Origin of the sequence: Micromonospora sp. NPDC000089, from assembly GCF_042899365.1 — a bacterium.
In the GTDB taxonomy this organism is placed as follows: domain Bacteria; phylum Actinomycetota; class Actinomycetes; order Mycobacteriales; family Micromonosporaceae; genus Micromonospora.
Window position 1 is genome coordinate 70,659 of record NZ_JBIAZT010000005.1, and the last position, 17,269, is coordinate 87,927.

Here is a 17,269-nt window from a genome sequence, read left to right on the forward strand (position 1 = left end):
CACACGTCAGGGGGAGGCGTTCTGTGTCGGCGGTGCCCAACGAGGCGGTGGATCCCGGAGCGCCGGGCGAGGCCGTCGGGCAGGGTTCCCCCGAGAGCCTCATGCGATGGATCCACGAGCAGTACCGGGAGCCACTGCTGCGGTTCGTCACCCGCCTCGTCCTCGGCCGGCAGGAACTCGCCGAGGACCTGGTGCAGGAGACCTTCCTGCGGGCCTGGCGCAACCTGGGGACGCTGGCCGCGGAGCCGCGCCGGATCGCCCCCTGGCTCTACACCGTCGCCCGGCACGTGGCCGTCGACGCCGGCCGGGCCCGGCAGGCCCGGCCGCCGGAGGTGGCCGTGCCCGACCTCAACCTGCTCACCACGGCCGAGGACGAGATGGAGCGGGTGGTCAGTGTCCACGCCGTCCGCCTGGCTCTGCGACAGATCAAGCCGGAGCACCGGGAGGTCCTGATCGAGATGTACTACCGGCAGGCCTCGGTCGCGGAGGCGGCGGAGCGACTCGGCATACCCGAGGGTACGGTAAAGTCCCGGACGTACTACGCGGTGCGGGCGCTGCACGCGGCGATCGGCCCGATCGAGTCGGCCTGATGTCACGTTCCTGCGACTCCTCGTCAGATCCCGGCACCGGCGCGGTGACCAGGGTCGTCGCTCCGGCGCACCCTTTGTCGGGTCGGGAAGGGGGGCGTGATGCGCAGCGACGGTGAACACCCGACGTCCGAGCACGAAGCCCTCGCGCTCTACCTGCTCGACGCGCTCGACGAGACCGACCGGGTCGCCTTCGAGGACCATCTCGCCGGGTGCGACGAGTGCCTCTCCGCCGCGGCCGACCTGGGCGGCGTGACCAGCGGGCTCGGTGGCCTCAGCGCGGCCGACTGGGACGGGTTCGCCCTCCCACCGGCCTCCGTCCTCCCACCGGCTGCCGTCCCGCGACCGAGCGCCGCTCCCGACTCCGCGACAGCTGTCGTCCGCGAGCCCGCCACGCCTGCCGCTGGTGAGGCCGCCATACCCGCCGGTCCGGACTCCGCGCCGGGCGTCGCTGTGGCGGAGGCGCCACCCGTCGTACCCCGGTCCACACCGGATTCCGACGGCACGGCCGGGCCGGACGGCGGCCCGGTGACGACGGGTCGGCGGCTCGTGCGACCTGGTCGTGGGCCTGACGGCGGCACGACCGGGCCGGCGCGGGCGTCCGGCGGCGGCAGCCGGCCCGGCGGTGGCCGATCCCGGGTCCTGTCGGCGCGTCGCCGGTTGCTGCTCTGGGCCGGGGCGGTGGCGCTGGCCGCGGTGGTGCTCACCGGCGGGATCGTGGCCACGGTCGGCGGCGGCGGTGGTCGCGACGACCTGGTGCTGACCGCGACCGGGGAGGCCCCCGGCGCGGGGGTGGGCCTCTCCGTGTCGATCACCACCCACGAGGGCCAGGGCTCCACGATCAGGATCACCGCGACCGGGCTGCGTCCCGGCCTGCGCTACCGGCTCTTCGCGGTGACCCGCGACGGCGTCACCCACCCGGTGCGGGACTGGACCGCCGCGACCGGCCCGCAGGTGGTGACCGGCGAGCTGTCGCCCCCGGTCGACCAGCTCTCCTTCGTCGGCGTGGGCCTGCCCGACGGCACCTCGGTGGTCACCGCGCCGATCTCGCGCTGACCGGAAGCCTTCGATCCGCACCACCTCCGGTTGAACCGGACGTCCTCCCCGGCCGTCGTGTGGCCGTGCGCCAGCCGCACTCGTCGGGGGACGTGGCGCGTCCCCGCCAGGCCAAGGGAGGGCTACATGGCAGTGAACACCGGATCGTCGTCGACCCGCGCGACGCGGACGAGCAGGAGGGCCGCTCTGCTCGCCGTCGTGCTGCTCGCGCTCGGTCTGACCGTGGGAATGCCGGGCGGTGCGGCGACCGCCGCCACCGGGGAACGGGTGACGTTCGTCAACGGCACCGCGGAGACGCTGTGGATCGGTGCGGGGGAGAGCGGGGACGGCTCCCGGCCGATCACCGGCCTGCCCACCCTGCGCCCCGGCGAACGGAGCACCATCGTCATCCCGGACGGCGGCGAGCCGGGCCACTGGCGCGGCCGGTTCTTCGCCCGCCAGCGCTGCGACGGCGACCCGAACGGCGGCTTCCGCTGCCTCGTCGGTGACTGCGGCGCCTTCGCCGACCGGTGCGAGCGGGGTGCGGAGCCGGTGAGCCTGGCCGAGTTCAACTTCGACCGGAACAACCCGGCCGCGCCCTGGTACAACGTGAGCTACGTCGACGCGGTGTCCACCACGGTCACCATCGACGCGCCCGGCGCCCCCCGGCCGGAGAGTGCGGGCAGCTGCGCGCGGCAGGACTGTTCCGGCGGTCAGCTGCTCGCCGCCTGCCCGGACGCGCACGCCGTCCGCGACCCGGCCCGGGGCGACCGGATGAACTGCGTCAACCCGAACCGGGACGCGGAGAGCGCCTACACCGCCGCGCTGCTGCCGTTCGCCCCGCGTGCCTACCTGTGGTCCACCCACGACCGGGTCGCCGGCAACGAGACCGTCTACAACTGCCCGGGCTGCGGGGAGATCGTGGTGACGTTCCACAGCGGCGGGGCACCTGCTGCCCCGGCGGGCGAGCGCAAGGCCGTCACGTCCGGCGGCGGCTTCGCGCTGCGCGGGTACGCGGACAAGTGCGTCGACGTGCCGAACGGCGAGTCCGCCGACGGCGTGCGGTTGCAGCTCTGGCAGTGCAACGGCTCCCCGGCCCAGCGGTTCACCCGTGGTCCCGGCGACACCCTGAAGGTGCTGGACAAGTGCATGGACGTCGCCTGGGCGTCCCGGGACAACGGGGCCAAGGTGCAGCTCGTCTGGTGCACCGGCGGCCCGGCGCAGGTCTGGGTCGCCGAGGACGGCCTGCTGCGTAACCCGAACTCCGGCAAGTGCCTCGACGTGCGCGACTGGAACTCCGACGACGGCGCGCCGCTGCAGATCTGGGACTGCGAGACGGGCAAGGGCAACCAGAGCTGGCGCGAGGCCCGCTGACCGGCGGGGACGACGACGGGCCCGGGTGCGGATCACCCGGGCCCGTCAGGTTGTGCGGATCCGGTCAGCGGCCGCGCGCCGGCGCCTGCTGCTGCCCTCGGCCCGCCGGAGGGGCGGCGGCGTTCGACTGACGGCGGTTCTGCCCACTCTCCAGGTCGATGTTCTGCGACTGCTGCTGGATCGCGGCCCGCCGCTGGTCGACCGTCGCGTTGGTGAGCGTGGCCGCCCCCACGACGATCCCGCCGGCCGCGGTGAGCTGGGTGATGTTCGCCGCCGTGCCGGCGATGCTCATGCCCATGCCGGTGAGGTTCCCGGCGTGGACCGCGGCCTTCGTCCAGTCGCCGGTCCGCGCGGCGTCGATGAACTCCACGCCGGACTTCAGGGCGGTGACGCTGGCCGCGCCGATCTGGGTGCCCCGCGCGGCCCACCCCTCCAGGACGCCGGAGATGGCGCTCAGCGAGCTGGCCGTGAACTCCGTCCCCGGCGGCAGGTAGTGGTTCATGAACGCCTTGAAGTCGGTCAGGCCCTTGAAACCGGCGTTCTGGGCGCCCTGCCGTGCCTCACTGTTGGTCGGCCGGCTCGGATTGGCCGGGCTCACCTGACTGTCCCGCCGGGGCTCGACCGGCCTGGTCGTGCTCACCGCCCGCACCTGCACCGCCATGTTCACCAGCGCGTCGGGATCGTTGACCACGTAGGTGGACCGGCGGCGCAGCTCGGCCAACTGCCCGCTGGCGGCGGAGGAGTGGCGGGAGTCCTGCTGGCTGGACCGCGACGGGACGGTGGGCGGGGACACCCGCCGCCCGCCGTTGAACGAGTCGGTGAACTGCGGTGCCGCGGCGGTGGACGACGACGCGTACGCGTACTGGCTGTACTGGTTGACCGGCACGCTGTAGTGCCGCTCGCCGGGCTGCGACGGCGCGGGCGTCGTCGCGTAGGTCTGGGCGCGTCGCGGCGGTTGCTGCCGCGGGTCCGGCTCGTAGCCGTAATAGCTGGGGTCGGTCATGGTCACTCCTTCGAGCGCTGTTCCTGGCTGGATAGACCGGCGGTCCGCCGCCGGCTCGGAGTGCCTCCTCCTTCCACGGTTCGCGATGCACCGACTACGGGCCGCCGCGGTCCGTGGTTCAGCGCCGGGCCCGGATTTTTCCGCCGGGCGGTCGGGCGAGAAAAACCTGTGATCCCGGTCGAACCGAGCGGGCGGTCGCGTCGTAGTGCGGCCGTCGACCGCTCCGGCCGGGACACCCGGCGGCGGTCGGCGCGCACGACGGACGACCGGGACAGGAGGTGGGACGGGCGATGAGCCGACAGATGGTGCTGGGGCGGCCCCGGGAGCGGGACGAGGGTCCGGTCCGCGGCCGCGACGTGCTCTCCGACGAGGGCATCGGCTGGATCGGCGCGCACGGCGGCGCCGGCGCCAGCACCCTGACCCGCCTGCTCGGCGGCGTCGACATCGGCTGCCGCTGGCCCGACCCGGCGCTCGGCGAGCCGGCCCGGGTCGCGGTGGTCGGGCGGACCAACCTGGACGGGCTACGCGCGGTGTCCCGGGCGCTCAACACGATGCGCGAGGGCCGGCATCCGGCCGGGATGCGGCTGGTCGGTGTGGTGCTGATCGCCGACGCCCCGGGCCGGCTGCCGGCGCCGCTGCTGGGCCGGATCCGGCTGCTGCGCGCGATCGCCCCGGTGCACCGGGTGCCGTGGATCCCGTCGTACCGGATCGGGGTGGAGCCGCAGCGGCCGCCGCGCCAACTGGCGCGGCTGGCCGACCTGGTCGACGCCCGGCCCGGGCGGGGGTCGCGGTGAGCCGGCCGGTCAGGTCCGGCGCGGCCGTCGTCGCCCTGGTCCTGGCGTTGCTCGCGCTCGCTCCGCCGGGCCCGGCGGAGGCGGCCGGCAGCTACACGGTGACGGTGGACGGCGGCGGCGCCGGGTTCCTCTACAAGATCTGCCTGAAGACCACCACCACGGTGAACACCTACCCGGCCGGTCACGGCGACCGGGTCTGCTCCGGCAAGAAGGGCTCGACCAACGGTTCGTTCGACCTGACCGCCGAGTTCACCGACGGCGACACGGTCTGGATGGACGTCGAGATGCTGGTCGACCTGAGCGGCCACTCGCGGACCAAGGACAACGTGGACATCACCGGGTCGCACTCGTGCACGCTCAACGGCGCCCTCTACGCGGGCAAGTTCAAGTGCGACAACGCGATCAACAAGAAGAGCTTCGAGGCGCCGTCGATCGAGCCGTACCAGGTGGCGGTCGACGACCCGAACGCCCCGATCGTGCAGCTGCTCACGCTGATGGCCTGGTGCGTGAGCGCCGCCGCCGTGATCGGCCTGCTGCTGACCGGCATGACCCTGGCCTCGCAGCTGCGGCGCGGCGCGCTGGAGGAGCGGACCGAGTACACCAGGCAGATCGCGTTCGTGATGGCCGCGTGCATGCTCGCGACCACCGCCGGGCCGCTCGTCGAGGCGCTCGGCTTCAGCCAGTGACCACCCCACTCTCGACCCCCTCCACTATCGAAGGAGCACCCATGGCCCTCTCCGATCTCTACTACAGCGGTCTGGTGCGGATCCCGTTCGGCATCCGCCTCGAGCCCGTCCAGGGCCTCTCGGGCGGCGCCGAGGTGCCGAAGCCGAGCACCGGCGAGAACGCGGTGCCCACCGAGCTCGCCGCGAAGGTCGAGCAGGCGCTCGGCCTGGTCGCCTGGGCGGGCACCGCGGCGGGCGTGCTCGGCGTCCTGATCACCGGCGCGGTGATGGCCATCTCGCACAAGCGGGGCGAGAGTTCCGAGCACATGAGCCGGCTGGGCATGGTGCTGGGCGGCTGCATCCTGGTCGCCACCGCCGGCCCGATCGTGACCTGGGTCTTCGGCACGGGCGGCCAGACGGGGGGGAACTGACGCATGCGCGCGCGACACGCATCCGAGCCGGCCGAGGAGGGGCCGTTCTGGCGGCAGCGCCGGTGGCAGGTGTCGGCGGCCTTCGTGGTGCTGGCGCTCTGCACCGGCGTCGGCGCGGCGTTCTACGGGGGCGGGGAGAGCGGCTCCCGGGCCGCGCCCCCGTCCGGGCCGGTGATCGGCGGTCTCGCGCCGGACGGGTCGCGGCCGCAGGGCTGCCGTACGGTGGACGCCGCGCAGCGGATCCCGGAGGCGGCACCGCCCGACGTCACCTGGCTTCCGCTCAACGGCGCGCAGACGCCGTTCTCCGCCTCCGCCGGGCCGCTCAAGGTCACCGGGCCGCTGCGCTGGTGCTTCGCGCACACCCCGATGGGGGCGGTGTTGGCGGCGCACACCATCTCCCGCCAGATGAGCGGCCCGGACTGGCGTACGGTCAGCCGGCAGCAGCTCGTGCCCGGGCTCGGGCGGGACTACTTCGACGCGATGCGCGAGTCGTTGGAGGAGGACGGCCCGCCGCAGACCTCCAACCGGCTCGCCGGGTTCCTCGTGGTGCGCTACACGCCGCGTACGGCCGTGGTCCGGGTGCTGGTCCGACAGGCGACGGCGCGCTACTTCTCGGTCGACTACACGGTGGACTGGAGCGGGGTGGACTGGCGGCTGCGCCCGCTGAACTCCGGCGGCCTCTACGGCCCGGTCACCCCGGTTCTCTCGCTGGCCGGCTTCGTGCTGTGGAACGAGGGCTGAGATGGCCGAGTGCGCGACCGGCGACGCCGTCTACATCGGCGAGATCGGGCAGGTCGTCGGCTTCTTCGAGCGGGGCATCGACGGCATCCTCAGCGACATCGCCGGCGCCATCATGGGCGCGGCCGTGGAGCTGTTCGCCAACCTCGGCGACGTGCCGACGCTCGGCGACGAGAAGATCAATGACCAGATCCACCTGCAGACCGACTGGCTCGTGGTGACCATCGCGGTGGCGTCGTTGCTGGCCGCGGCGTTCCGGATGGCGTTGCTGCGCCGGGGACAGGCGTTGTGGACCGCGCTGCTGGGCCTGGTCCGGATGGTCCTCACCGTGGGGGCCGCGTGGACCGTGCTCAACCTGCTCGCCACCGAGGCCGACCACTACAGCGACCACCTCTACGACCAGGGCATCAAGGCGCAGCTCAAACTGATCGCCAACTGCGGGACCGACGGGCTCACCGCCTTCCTGCTGATCATCATCGGGCTGCTGCTGCTGGTCGCCGGCTGCATCCACGTGATCCTGATGTACCTGCGGCTCGGCGCGATGGTGCTGCTCACCGGCACGCTGCCGCTGGCCGCCGCGGCGTCGATGACCGAGTCGGGCGGCGGGTGGTGGCGCAAGCACATCGCCTGGATGGTGGCGTGGCTGGCGTTCAAACCGGTGGTCGGGCTGATCATGTATTCCGGGGCGGCGATGATCGGCTCGGTCGACGGCGACGCCAAGCACTACAAACTGGCCGGCGCCGCCATCCTGTTGATGGCCGCAGTCGCGCTGCCCGCGCTGATGCGGCTGGTCGTGCCGGCCATGGCGGCGCTCGGCTCGTCCGACGGGGTGGGCGCGGGCGTCGCCGGCGGCGCGGCCGCGGCGGGCGCGATGGCGAGCGGGGCCAAGCGGATCGCCGGCGGCGGTCACGGCGGGGGCGGCGGCGGGGCCCGGGCGTCGGGCGGCGGTGGCGGGTCACCCTCCGGCGCCGTGTCCAAGGGCGGCGGCGCCTCGAAGGCCGACGGCGCGTCGAAGGCCGACGGCGCGTCGAAGGCCGAGGGCGGTTCCACGGCGGACGGCGCGTCGAAGGCCGAGGGCGGTGGTTCCACGGCGGACGGCGCGTCCACGGGCGCGTCGGACAGCGCGTCCACGTCCGGCGGCGCGTCCACCTCCGGCGGCGGCGGGGGGCAGCAGGCATCCGGGAGCACGCCACCGGCCGGCGGCGAGCCGGCGTCCGGGGGCGAACCGGCGTCCGGCAGCACGCCGACGCCCGCGAGCGAACCCGAGCCCGCCAGCACCCCGCCCGCCAGCACCCCGTCCGGCAGCGCCCCGGCACCGGCGAGCGAGCCGGCGCCGGCGAGCAGCCCACCGTCGGGCGGCGACTCGGCGGGCGGCGGCGGGTCGGCCGGTGGCGGCGGGCGTCGCGTCGTGTCGACCGCCGGGCGAGCGGTCAGCGGCGCGGTCGGGGCCGCCGCCTGGACCGTGCAGAAGGGTGCCGGCGCGGTCGCCGGCACCCACCGGCACGCCGCCGGCATCGCCCGCGGCGCGCTGCCGGACCCCGACCGAGACTAGGCCGCCCAGGAGGACGACCATGAGCAGCGCAATCGAACAGATCAAGACACCCACGTACGGCAACTGGCGCCGCCCCCGCAAGGCCGGCCTCGGCTCGCTGGGGCTGATCGGGACCTTCGGGCTCTTCGGCGGTCTCGTGCTGGTCCTGCTCGCGTCCATGGTCTCGCTGGACGCGGCCCTGGTGGTGGGGCTCCCGTTCGCGATGGTGCTGGCGCCGCTGGCGATCCGCACCCAGGACGGCCGCAACGTCTTCCAGATGGCCGGCGTCCGCGTCGGCTGGCTGCGCCGCAGGTCCAAGCGGCAGCACCTCTACGTCTCCGGGCCGCTGTCGGCGCGGCCCGGTGGGCGGTTCCGGCCGCCAGGCCTGCTGAGCCGGGTGACCATGCTGGAGGGGCGTGACCCGTACGACCGGCCGTTCGGCGTGCTGCACCACCGCAACCGGCACCAGTACACGATCGTGCTGAGCTGCGAGCCCGACGGCGGCTCGCTGGTCGACCCGGACCAGGTCGACACCTGGGTGGCGCTGTGGGGGGAGTGGCTGTCCCGGCTGGCCCACGAGCCGGGGCTGCGCGGCGCGTCGGTGGTGGTGGAGACCGCGCCGGACCCCGGCACCCGGCTCGCCACCGAGGTGCTGGGCCGGCTCTCCCCGAACGCGCCGCCCGCCGCGCGGGCGGTGATGGAGGAGGTCGTGCGGTCCTACCCGGACGCGTCGTCGGAGATGAACACCTACCTGACGCTCACCTACTCGGCGCCCGGGGGCGCCCGGCGCGACGACGACGCCATGCTCGCCGACCTGGCGCTGCGGTTGCAGGGCCTGCTCAACGGCCTGGTGGCAGCCGGCGGAGGGTCGGCGGAGCCGCTGTCGGCGGAGCGGATCGCCGAGGTCGTCCGGGTGGCGTACGACCCGGCCGCCGCGGCCGAGGTGCTCGACGTCCGCGCCCAGCACGGCCGGACCGGGCTGGAGTGGGACGACGCCGGGCCGGCCGCCGCGGTGGAGACGGTCACCTCCTACCAGCACGACTCCGGGGTGTCCCGCAGTTGGCTGCTGACCATGGCGCCCCGCGGGGTGGTGCGCTCCGGGATCCTGCGCAGCGTGCTCGACCCGGCCGCCGGCATCCGCCGTAAGCGGGTGGCGTTGGTCTACCGCCCGATCGACCCGGCCACCTCCGCCCGGATCGTCGAGTCGGATCGCCGGTCCGCCCAGTTCATGGCGAACTCGACGAAGGGCCTGGTCCGGGCCCGCGCGGTCGCGGAGATCCAGGCGGCCGAGCAGACCGCGGCGGAGGAGGCCTCCGGCGCCGGTCTGGTGGAGTTCTCGATGCTGGTGACGTTGACCGTCGACTCGGCCGCCGAGGTGCGGGACGCGAACGTGACGATGCGTAACCTGCTGGGCGCGACCCGGGTCGCCATGCGGCCGGCGGACCGGATGCAGGCCGCGGCGTTCACCTGCGCCCTGCCGGTCGGCATCCTGCCCTGGGAGCAGTCGATCGTCCCGCAGGACCTCCAGGAGGCGCTGTGACCGCCGGGGTGGGCGCGGACGGCGCCCGGGTGCTGGACCTCGGCGCGGGCTGGCCCCGGCTGACGTCCGGGCCGGTCACCGCCATGTCCGGGCTGGTGGTGCCGGCCGTGGACGCGCAGGACCGGGAGCCCGACGAGACGGGCGAGCAGACGCCGCGGGCGTTGCGGCGGGCGCGCCGGCGGCGGGCCGCCCAGGAGGCGGCCGAGCGGCGGTACCGGCAGCGGCTGGCCCGGGCCGACCGCGCCGAGGACGTGCCGCACCGCGGCTCGCCCGGGGTGGGCGGCGGCCGGGTGGCCACGTTGGACCCGCCGACCATGTGGCGGGCCACCACGGTGCAGGCGTGCGGGCTCTGGCCGTTCGCCTCCGGCTCGGGCGCCCCGATGACCGGGGTGCCGCTCGGCCAGCACATCAGCACCGGCGCCACGGTCTGCGGGGACCCGCTCAACTGGTTCACCCGGGCCCGCTACATCTCCAACCCGTCGCTGTTCATGCTCGGCATGCCCGGTCTCGGCAAGTCCACGCTGATCAACCGGATGCTGATCGGCCTGGCCGGGCAGGGCGTCGTTCCGCTGGTGCTCGGCGACCTCAAGCCCGACTACGCGGACACCGTCCGCGCGCTCGGCGGGCAGGTCATCTCCATCGCCCGGGGCGTCGGCGGGCTCAACGTGCTGGACCCCGGCGCGATGGGGGCGGCGGCCGCGCGGATCGGCGGGCAGGCCGGCGAGGCGCTGGCCGCCGAGTCCCACGGCCGGGTGCTGAACATGGTGGCGGCGTTGCTCACCATCGTGCGGGGCGCGCCGATCAGCGACCACGAGCAGTCGGTGCTCTCCGCCTGCCTGCGGCACCTGCGCGAGCGCGTCGCGCCGGGCCGGACGTACCGGTTGCCGGACCTGCTCGCGGTGCTGGAGGAGGGGCCGCCGCAGGTCCGGCAGGTCACCCTGGACCGGGGGCAGGAGTCCCGGTACCGGGACGCCGTCGACCCGCTGCACCGGTCGCTGTTCGGCATCGTGGACGGCCCGCTGGGCGACACGTTCGCCGCGGAGACCGCCACCCGGATCGACCCGGACGCCACCGCCGTCTGCATCGACATCTCCCGCATCGGTGAGGCGGACGGCCAGTTGACCGCCGCCGCGATGCTCGCCGCCTGGTCGGACGGGTTGGGTACGGTGTCCGCCTCGCACGCCCTGGCGGACGCGGGGCTGGCGCCCCGGCGCTGGTTCTTCACCGTCCTGGACGAGTTGTGGCGCCCGTTGCGCGCGGCCTCCGGCATCGTCGACCGGATCGACGCGCTCACCCGGTTGAACCGCTCGCTCGGTCTGGCCGACGCGAAGATCACCCACACCCTGAAGGACGCCGAGGCGCTGGGCAACGAGGCGGACAAGGCCAAGGCGCGGGGTTTCGTCGAGCGCGCCGGCATGGTCGCCTGCGCCGGCCTGCCGAAAGCGGAGATGGAGGAGCTGGGCCGGGTGGTGGGCCTGTCCCGGCGGGAGATCGACCTGGTCTCGTCCTGGTCCTCGCCGGCCGGCTGGGCGCAGGACGGCGGCAACGAGGAGCCACCCGGCCGGGGCCGCTTCCTGATCAAGGTCGGTGGGCGGCCGGGCATCCCGATCCGGGTCGCCATCACCGACGCCGAGCGGCACCTGCACGACACGAACACGCGGTGGATCGCCAACGGCGACGCCGAGCGGATGCTGGCCGAACGAGCCGCGGTGGTGCGCGCCGTCACGGCCGGCGACCTGCCCGGCACGGCCGCACCGGGGTCCCGGTGAAGCGCGGCGGCGCCGGCGGCGACCTGCTGGCCTGGCTGATCCCCGCGCTCGCGCTGGTCAACCTCGCCGTCTTCGTGCTGCTGTGGCTCGGCGGCACGCTCGCCACCACGCTGGGCGGGTACGGCTGGCGCCCGCCGCCGTTCAGCATCGACGTCTATCTCAGCCTGATCGGCGGCGGCACCGATGCGGTCTGGCCGGGGGTGCCGCCGGCCCTGGTGTACGGCGGCGCGGCCGGGCTGGTGCCGCTCGCCGCCGTCCCGGTGGTCGTGGCGACCCGCGCCGTGACCCGCCGGCTGGGCCAGCAGCCGTCGAACCTCGCCGGCGCGGCCGACCTGCGGGCCATGACCGGCAAGGCGGCGCAGGCCCGGGCCCGGGAACTGCGCCCGTCCCTGCGCGACGTCGGCCACCTGCACCCCGACGACACCGGCAACCTGCTCGGCGACCTGCTGCCGTCGGGGCCCGAGCTGCGCTCCTCGTACGAGGACGTGGAACTCGACCTGATGGCACCGCGGGCCGGCAAGTCCACCGGCATCGCCATCCCCCGGGTACTGCGCGCCCCGGGCGCGGTGCTGCTCACCTCGAACAAGTCGGACGTCTACCTGGTCACCCGGCAGGAGCGGGCCCGGGTCGGCCGGGTGTGGACGTTCGACCCGCAGGGCATCGCGTACACCGAGCGGGACATGTGGTGGGACATGCTCGGCGGCTGCCGCAGCCTGGAGGGCGCGCGGCGGCTCGCCGGCCACTTCGTCAGCTCGGTCAACGACGACGCGTCCAAGAAGGACTTCTGGATCGCCGCCGCGCAGAACACGCTGACCGCGCTGCTCCTGGCCGCCGCGCACGGCGGCGCGAGTGTCGGCGAGATGCTGGCCTGGCTCGCGGACCCGGGCGACCGCACCCCGGTCGACCTGCTCCGCGACGCCGGCCTGGACGCGATGGCCGATCAGCTCCAGGGCACCGTACGCGGCGCGGTGCAGACCCGCGACGGCATCTACGAGACGACCCGGCAGTGCGTCGCCTGCCTGCTCGACCCGCAGATCCTGGCCTGGGTCAGCCCCGACCCGGACCGCCCGGAGTTCGTCCCGGAGGAGCACGTGCTCGGCCGGGACACGCTCTACCTGCTGTCCAAGGACGGCGGCGGGTCCGCCGCCGGGGTGATCGCCGGGCTGGCGGACGCCGTGGTCCGGGCCGGCGTGGTGGCCGCCGAACGGATGGGCGGCCGGCTGGACCCGCCGATGACCGCCGTGCTGGACGAGGCGGCCAACGTGTGCCGCATCGCCGACCTGCCCGACCTGTACAGCCACCTCGGCTCGCGCGGCATCAGCGTGGTGACGCTGTTGCAGAGCTACCGGCAGGGGGCGCGGGTCTGGGGCGAGGCGGGGATGGACGCGCTGTGGAGCGCGGCCACGGTGAAGCTGCTGGGCGCCGGGCTGGACGACGCCGACTTCGTGGACAAGGTCGCCCGCCTGATCGGCCAGCACGACGTGCGCACCCCGACCTACTCCCGCTCCCGCGACGGCGCCACCCGCTCGGTGTCGTACCGGCAGGAGCAGGTGCTGCCGGCGGACCGGATCCGGGCGCTGCCCAAGGGCACGGCGCTGCTGCTGGCGACCGGTGTGCGGCCGGCGGTGATCCGGCTGCGGCCCTGGTACAAGGAGCCGGACGCGGCGCCGATCGCGGCGGCGGCGAAGGCCGAGGCGCGGGCCGTGACCGAACGGGCGGCGGCCGCCTGGCACCAGCGGGCCGGGTGACGACCGGTGTCGAAGTTGGCGGCCGCCCGGGCCGCGCACCAGACGGCGACGAACCGGTTCGGCGCCACCCAGCTCACCTGGCTGCTCATCTCGGTGGTCGGGATGCTCCCGCTGGCCGCGATGGCGGCGCTGGCCCTGATCGTCCTGGTGGTCATCATCCTGCTCAGCGGGTCGCAGCTGACCTCGTACTCGCCGGACCCGGACAGCACGCTCGGCCCGGGGGCCGGCGGCAGCGTCCTCACCCAGCTGGCCGGGGGCGACGGCCGCGGCGGGTTCGACTCCTCGGGCGTGCCCGATGCGGACCTGGTCGAGCCGATCCGGTCCGCCGCCCGCGAGTGCGACCTGCTCACGCCCGTGATCCTCGCGGCGCAGATCGAGTACGCCTCCGACTTCGACGCCGACAAGGAGGGGCAGCAGGGGCGCAAGGGGTTGTCCCAGCTGACGCCCGAGGTCTTCGAGCGGTACGGCAAGGACGACGACGACAGCGGCGAGGCCTCGGCGCTGGACCCGGAGGACTCGATCCACGCCCATGCCCGGTACTTCTGCCACCTGGCCGAGGAAACCCAGCGGATGCTGGACGACAAGAAGGTCGTCGGCGACCACCTCACGCTGACGCTGATGGCCTGGGACCAGGGCACGGCGGCGGTCGAGGCGCAGGGCGGCATGCCGGTCATCCTGCTGGACAGCTACCCGTTGCAGGTGCGTGGCCTGTTCGCCCGCTACACGATCGGTGGGACGGACACGTCCACCGCGACGCCGACGGCGTCGCCGGCACCGACACCGACGGCGTCGCCGGGACCCGGGGGCAGGAAGCAGGTGGTGCCGGAGGACGAGGGCACGCCGCTCAGCGGGACCACGTTCGACACCATGTTCCCCGGCCGCAACTCCTTCTACACGTACGCCGGGCTCACCGACGCGATGGCCGCGTTCCCCGACTTCGCCACCACCGGCGACGAGCAGACCCGCAAGCGGGAACTGGCGGCGTTCCTGGCCAACGTCGACCACGAGACCGAGGGGCTGATCCACGTCGACGAGATCGACCGGGCCGCCTGGGGCACCTACTGCGACGGCGGCAAGCCCTACGGGTGCCCCGCCGGCCGGAGCGCCTACCACGGGCGCGGGCCGCTCCAACTGAGCTGGAACGGCAACTACAAGGCGGCCGGTGACGCGCTCGGGGTGGACCTGCTCGGCAACCCGGACCTGGTGTCGACCGACCCGTCGGTGGCGTGGCGTACCGCGCTCTGGTTCTGGATGACCCAGCCCGGAGCGGGCACGACCACCCCGCACACCGCGATCACCGGCGGCGGGGGTTTCGGGGCGACGGTCCGCAGCATCAACGGGGCGTTGGAGTGCGGCGGCGGAAACCCCGGGCAGGTGCGGGGACGAATCGACGCGTACCGCCGGTTCACCGAGGTCCTGGGCGTCGACCCGGGTGACGAAGGGACCTTGTCGTGCTGACCGACGAGCCGGCGCCGAAGCCGTTCTTCATCCTCTACCTGGACGGCCCCGAGTACGCCGAGGAGCTGCGCCGGCTGGCCGCCTGGGTGGAGGGCCTGCTGCTGCCGGTCTACGGCGGTGAGGTCACCTCCGGCGCGCCCTGGTGCCCCCGCTGGTGGGAGCATCCGGAGGCGATCGCCTACCTGCACGGGCTCTGGCTCGCCTGGCAGGAGCGGACCAGCCCGCGGGCGGCGCCGTCCGACCCGGCCGGGTGGCACCAGAACCACCTCTGGCCGACCATGGACGCGCTGCGCAATCCCGGTGGCCCGTTCGCCGGTTGCAAACCGGGGGGCCACCGGCCGAAGGACCGACCCTGGGCCGAGCGGTACGACGACCGGTGAGCGATGCGGGAACCGGCCCGGCCTCCCTGCTCGGCTCAGGACCGTTCGGGGCGACAAGCCGACCTGGCTCTCCGGGTGCGACCGGAACCGAATTCGGTGGCGGCCGCCGGAGCGGGCGTGCGAGCCTGCACACGGCTCACCGCTGCGCCCCGGGCAGTGGCTCGGCCACCACGACGATGACGAGGAGTGACAATGCGAGCAACTTCCACGCTCCGGACCCTGGACCGTCCCACCGTGGAGTTCTGCCTTGGCGTTGTTGAATCTCGGAATCGTCGCCCATGTTGACGCCGGAAAGACCAGCCTGACCGAACGCCTGCTCTACGAGGCCGGCGCCGTCTCCCAATTGGGAAGCGTCGACGCCGGCACGACGCGGACCGACTCGATGGAGCTGGAACGCCGGCGCGGCATCACCATCCGGGCGGCCGTCACCTCGATCACGCTCGGTGGACTGAGCGTCAACCTGCTCGACACCCCCGGCCACCCCGACTTCATCGCCGAGGTCGAGCGGTCGCTCGCGGTGCTGGACGCCGCCGTGCTCGTGGTGTCGAGCGTGGAGGGGGTCCAGCCGCAGACCGTCGCGATCTGGCGGGCGCTGCGCCGCATCGGCGTGCCGACAGTGTTCTTCGTGAACAAGGTGGACCGCCGCGGTGCCGACGTCGACCGGGTGCTGACCCAGGTGCGTCAGCGGCTCGGGGCGCGGCCGGTCCCGCTCACCACGGTCAGCGGCCAGGGCGGGCGTGACGCCCGGGTGCGGGCCGTGGGACTGGACGCCGAACCGGTGGTGGCGGCGGTGGCGGAGGTCGACGACGCGGTGGCGGCACGGTGGCTGACGGACCAGGCGGTACGCCCCCGCGACGTCCGGCGGGCGATCCGGCACGCGGTGCGCCGCGCCGAGATCGCGCCGGTGGCGTGCGGCTCGGCGATCACCGGCGCCGGGGTACGTCAGCTGTGCCACCTCCTCGCCGACCTGCTGCCGTACGGGAAGCAGCCGGACGGCCCGCTGGCCGGTACGGTCTTCGCCGTCGACCGGGACGGCCACGGTCGGCGGGCCTGGCTGCGGGTGTGGTCCGGGCGGCTGCGCGTGCGGGATCGGGTGCAGCTCGCCGGATCACGCCCCGAGACGGTGACCCGGATCGAGGTCACCGAGCCCGACGGCGTGCTGGTGCGCCCCGAGGTGTCCGCCGGGCAGATCGCCGCGGTGCGCGGGCTGTCGGCCCGGATCGGGCAGCACATCGGGCAGCCGCCGCGGCGGCACGGCTACCGGTTCCCGCCGCCGACCCGACAGGCGATCGTCGAGCCCGTCGACCCCGCCCAGCGGTTGGCGATGTTCGCCGGCCTGGCCGAGCTGGCCGACGAGGACCCGCTGGTGGACCTGCGGCTCGACGAGCAGCAGGCGGAGGCGGTGATCCGGCTGCACGGCGAGGTGCAGAAGGAGGTGCTGGCCGCCCTCCTGGCGGACCGGTACGGCGTGCGGGTGCGGTTCTCCGGCACGCTCACCGCCTGCATCGAACGGGTCGCCGGCAGCGGCGCCGCCGAGGAGCGGGTGCGGGAGCGTGGCAACCCGTACCTGGCCGGGCTGGGGTTGCGGATCGACGCCGCCCCGGTGGGGCACGGCATCGAGTTCCGCCCCGGCGTCGAACCGGGTCGGCTGCCGCCGGCCTTCGTCGCCGCCACCGAGGAGGGCGTACGGGCCGCGCTGCGGCAGGGCCGGTACGGCTGGCCGGTCACCGACTGCGTGGTCACCATGACGGCGTCCCGGTACTGGCCCCGACAGAGCAGGCCGCACCAGAAGTTCGACAAGTCGATCTCGACGGTGGCGGCGGACTTCCGCAACCTCGCCCCGGTCGTGGTGGCCGCGGCGCTGCGCCGGGCCGGCACCCGGGTGTGCCAACCGGTCGAGCGGTTCGACGTCAACCTTCCCGGGCATGCGGTGGAGAAGGTGCTGGCGCTGCTGGGCCGGCTCGGCGCCGTCGTCCACGACACGGCCGTCGCCGGCGGCTACCTCGAGGTCAGCGGCACGCTGCCGTCGGCACGGGTTCCGCGGGTCGTCGCCGCCCTGCCCGACCTCACCGGCGGCGAGGCCGTCCTGACCACCACCTTCGACCACCACGCTCCGGTCACCGCCGAGGCGCCTCCGACGTCGCCCCGGCGCGGACCCGATCCGGGCGACCGGGAGGCGTGGTTCCGGGCCGTACCGCGGTAGGTTGCCGGCCGCG

Annotated in this window: 15 protein-coding genes; 14 read left to right on the forward strand and 1 reads right to left on the reverse strand. The window is 74.4% G+C overall.

The window, feature by feature from the left end; all coding sequences use genetic code 11:
* The first annotated feature begins 23 nt into the window (after positions 1 to 23).
* The 3 genes from ACFY3U_RS11870 (at position 24) to ACFY3U_RS11880 (ending at position 2,996) form a co-directional block, all read left to right on the forward strand.
* Positions 24 to 590, forward strand: a complete 567-nt coding sequence (locus tag ACFY3U_RS11870) for a sigma-70 family RNA polymerase sigma factor (RefSeq protein WP_387199047.1) — start codon at positions 24 to 26, stop codon at positions 588 to 590.
* A 99-nt stretch (positions 591 to 689) separates the two neighbouring features.
* Complete coding sequence (locus tag ACFY3U_RS11875) at positions 690 to 1,643, forward strand: zf-HC2 domain-containing protein (protein ID WP_387199050.1); 954 nt, start codon at positions 690 to 692, stop codon at positions 1,641 to 1,643.
* Between the two features lie 126 nt (positions 1,644 to 1,769).
* The gene (locus ACFY3U_RS11880) at positions 1,770 to 2,996 is read left to right on the forward strand and encodes a ricin-type beta-trefoil lectin domain protein (protein ID WP_387199053.1); all 1,227 of its coding nucleotides are present in this window, start codon (positions 1,770 to 1,772) and stop codon (positions 2,994 to 2,996) included.
* Positions 2,997 to 3,060: 64 nt separating this feature from the next.
* Here the strand turns inward: ACFY3U_RS11880 and ACFY3U_RS11885 are convergent, their stop codons facing one another.
* Positions 3,061 to 3,999: a hypothetical protein gene (locus ACFY3U_RS11885; protein WP_387199056.1), complete on the reverse strand. Its 939-nt coding sequence runs from the start codon at positions 3,997 to 3,999 to the stop codon at positions 3,061 to 3,063.
* 290 nt (positions 4,000 to 4,289) lie between these two features.
* Here ACFY3U_RS11885 and ACFY3U_RS11890 point away from each other — a divergent pair, with 290 nt between their 5' ends.
* The 11 genes from ACFY3U_RS11890 (at position 4,290) to ACFY3U_RS11940 (ending at position 17,256) form a co-directional block, all read left to right on the forward strand.
* Positions 4,290 to 4,793 (forward strand): hypothetical protein, encoded by a 504-nt coding sequence (locus ACFY3U_RS11890; protein ID WP_387199059.1) that lies wholly within the window; start codon positions 4,290 to 4,292, stop codon positions 4,791 to 4,793.
* On the forward strand, positions 4,790 to 5,479 hold the full coding sequence (locus ACFY3U_RS11895) for a hypothetical protein (RefSeq protein WP_387199062.1): 690 nt from the start codon (positions 4,790 to 4,792) through the stop codon (positions 5,477 to 5,479). The genes ACFY3U_RS11890 and ACFY3U_RS11895 overlap by 4 nt, the downstream gene beginning before the upstream one ends.
* 41 nt (positions 5,480 to 5,520) lie before the next feature.
* A complete protein-coding gene (locus ACFY3U_RS11900; protein WP_387199065.1) occupies positions 5,521 to 5,889 on the forward strand; it encodes a hypothetical protein in 369 nt (122 codons plus the stop codon).
* A 3-nt stretch (positions 5,890 to 5,892) separates the two neighbouring features.
* Complete coding sequence (locus tag ACFY3U_RS11905; protein ID WP_387199068.1) at positions 5,893 to 6,630, forward strand: hypothetical protein; 738 nt, start codon at positions 5,893 to 5,895, stop codon at positions 6,628 to 6,630.
* 1 nt (position 6,631) lies between these two features.
* Entirely contained in the window at positions 6,632 to 8,179 is a 1,548-nt protein-coding gene (locus ACFY3U_RS11910) for a hypothetical protein (RefSeq protein WP_387199071.1), read from the forward strand.
* A 19-nt stretch (positions 8,180 to 8,198) separates the two neighbouring features.
* Positions 8,199 to 9,698 carry an SCO6880 family protein gene (locus tag ACFY3U_RS11915; RefSeq protein WP_387199074.1) on the forward strand — a complete coding sequence of 500 codons (1,500 nt, stop codon included), beginning with the start codon at positions 8,199 to 8,201 and terminating at the stop codon, positions 9,696 to 9,698.
* The gene (locus ACFY3U_RS11920; protein WP_387199076.1) at positions 9,695 to 11,467 is read left to right on the forward strand and encodes an ATP/GTP-binding protein; all 1,773 of its coding nucleotides are present in this window, start codon (positions 9,695 to 9,697) and stop codon (positions 11,465 to 11,467) included. Before ACFY3U_RS11915 ends, ACFY3U_RS11920 begins: the two co-directional genes overlap by 4 nt.
* Positions 11,464 to 13,215: a type IV secretory system conjugative DNA transfer family protein gene (locus ACFY3U_RS11925; RefSeq protein ID WP_387199078.1), complete on the forward strand. Its 1,752-nt coding sequence runs from the start codon at positions 11,464 to 11,466 to the stop codon at positions 13,213 to 13,215. The genes ACFY3U_RS11920 and ACFY3U_RS11925 overlap by 4 nt, the downstream gene beginning before the upstream one ends.
* 6 nt (positions 13,216 to 13,221) lie before the next feature.
* The gene (locus ACFY3U_RS11930; protein WP_387199081.1) at positions 13,222 to 14,673 is read left to right on the forward strand and encodes a glycoside hydrolase family 19 protein; all 1,452 of its coding nucleotides are present in this window, start codon (positions 13,222 to 13,224) and stop codon (positions 14,671 to 14,673) included.
* Positions 14,667 to 15,053 (forward strand): DUF4913 domain-containing protein, encoded by a 387-nt coding sequence (locus tag ACFY3U_RS11935; RefSeq protein ID WP_387199084.1) that lies wholly within the window; start codon positions 14,667 to 14,669, stop codon positions 15,051 to 15,053. Before ACFY3U_RS11930 ends, ACFY3U_RS11935 begins: the two co-directional genes overlap by 7 nt.
* A 247-nt stretch (positions 15,054 to 15,300) precedes the next feature.
* Positions 15,301 to 17,256, forward strand: coding sequence for a GTP-binding protein (locus ACFY3U_RS11940; protein ID WP_387199087.1), 1,956 nt, complete (start codon positions 15,301 to 15,303; stop codon positions 17,254 to 17,256).
* Positions 17,257 to 17,269 lie beyond the last annotated feature (13 nt).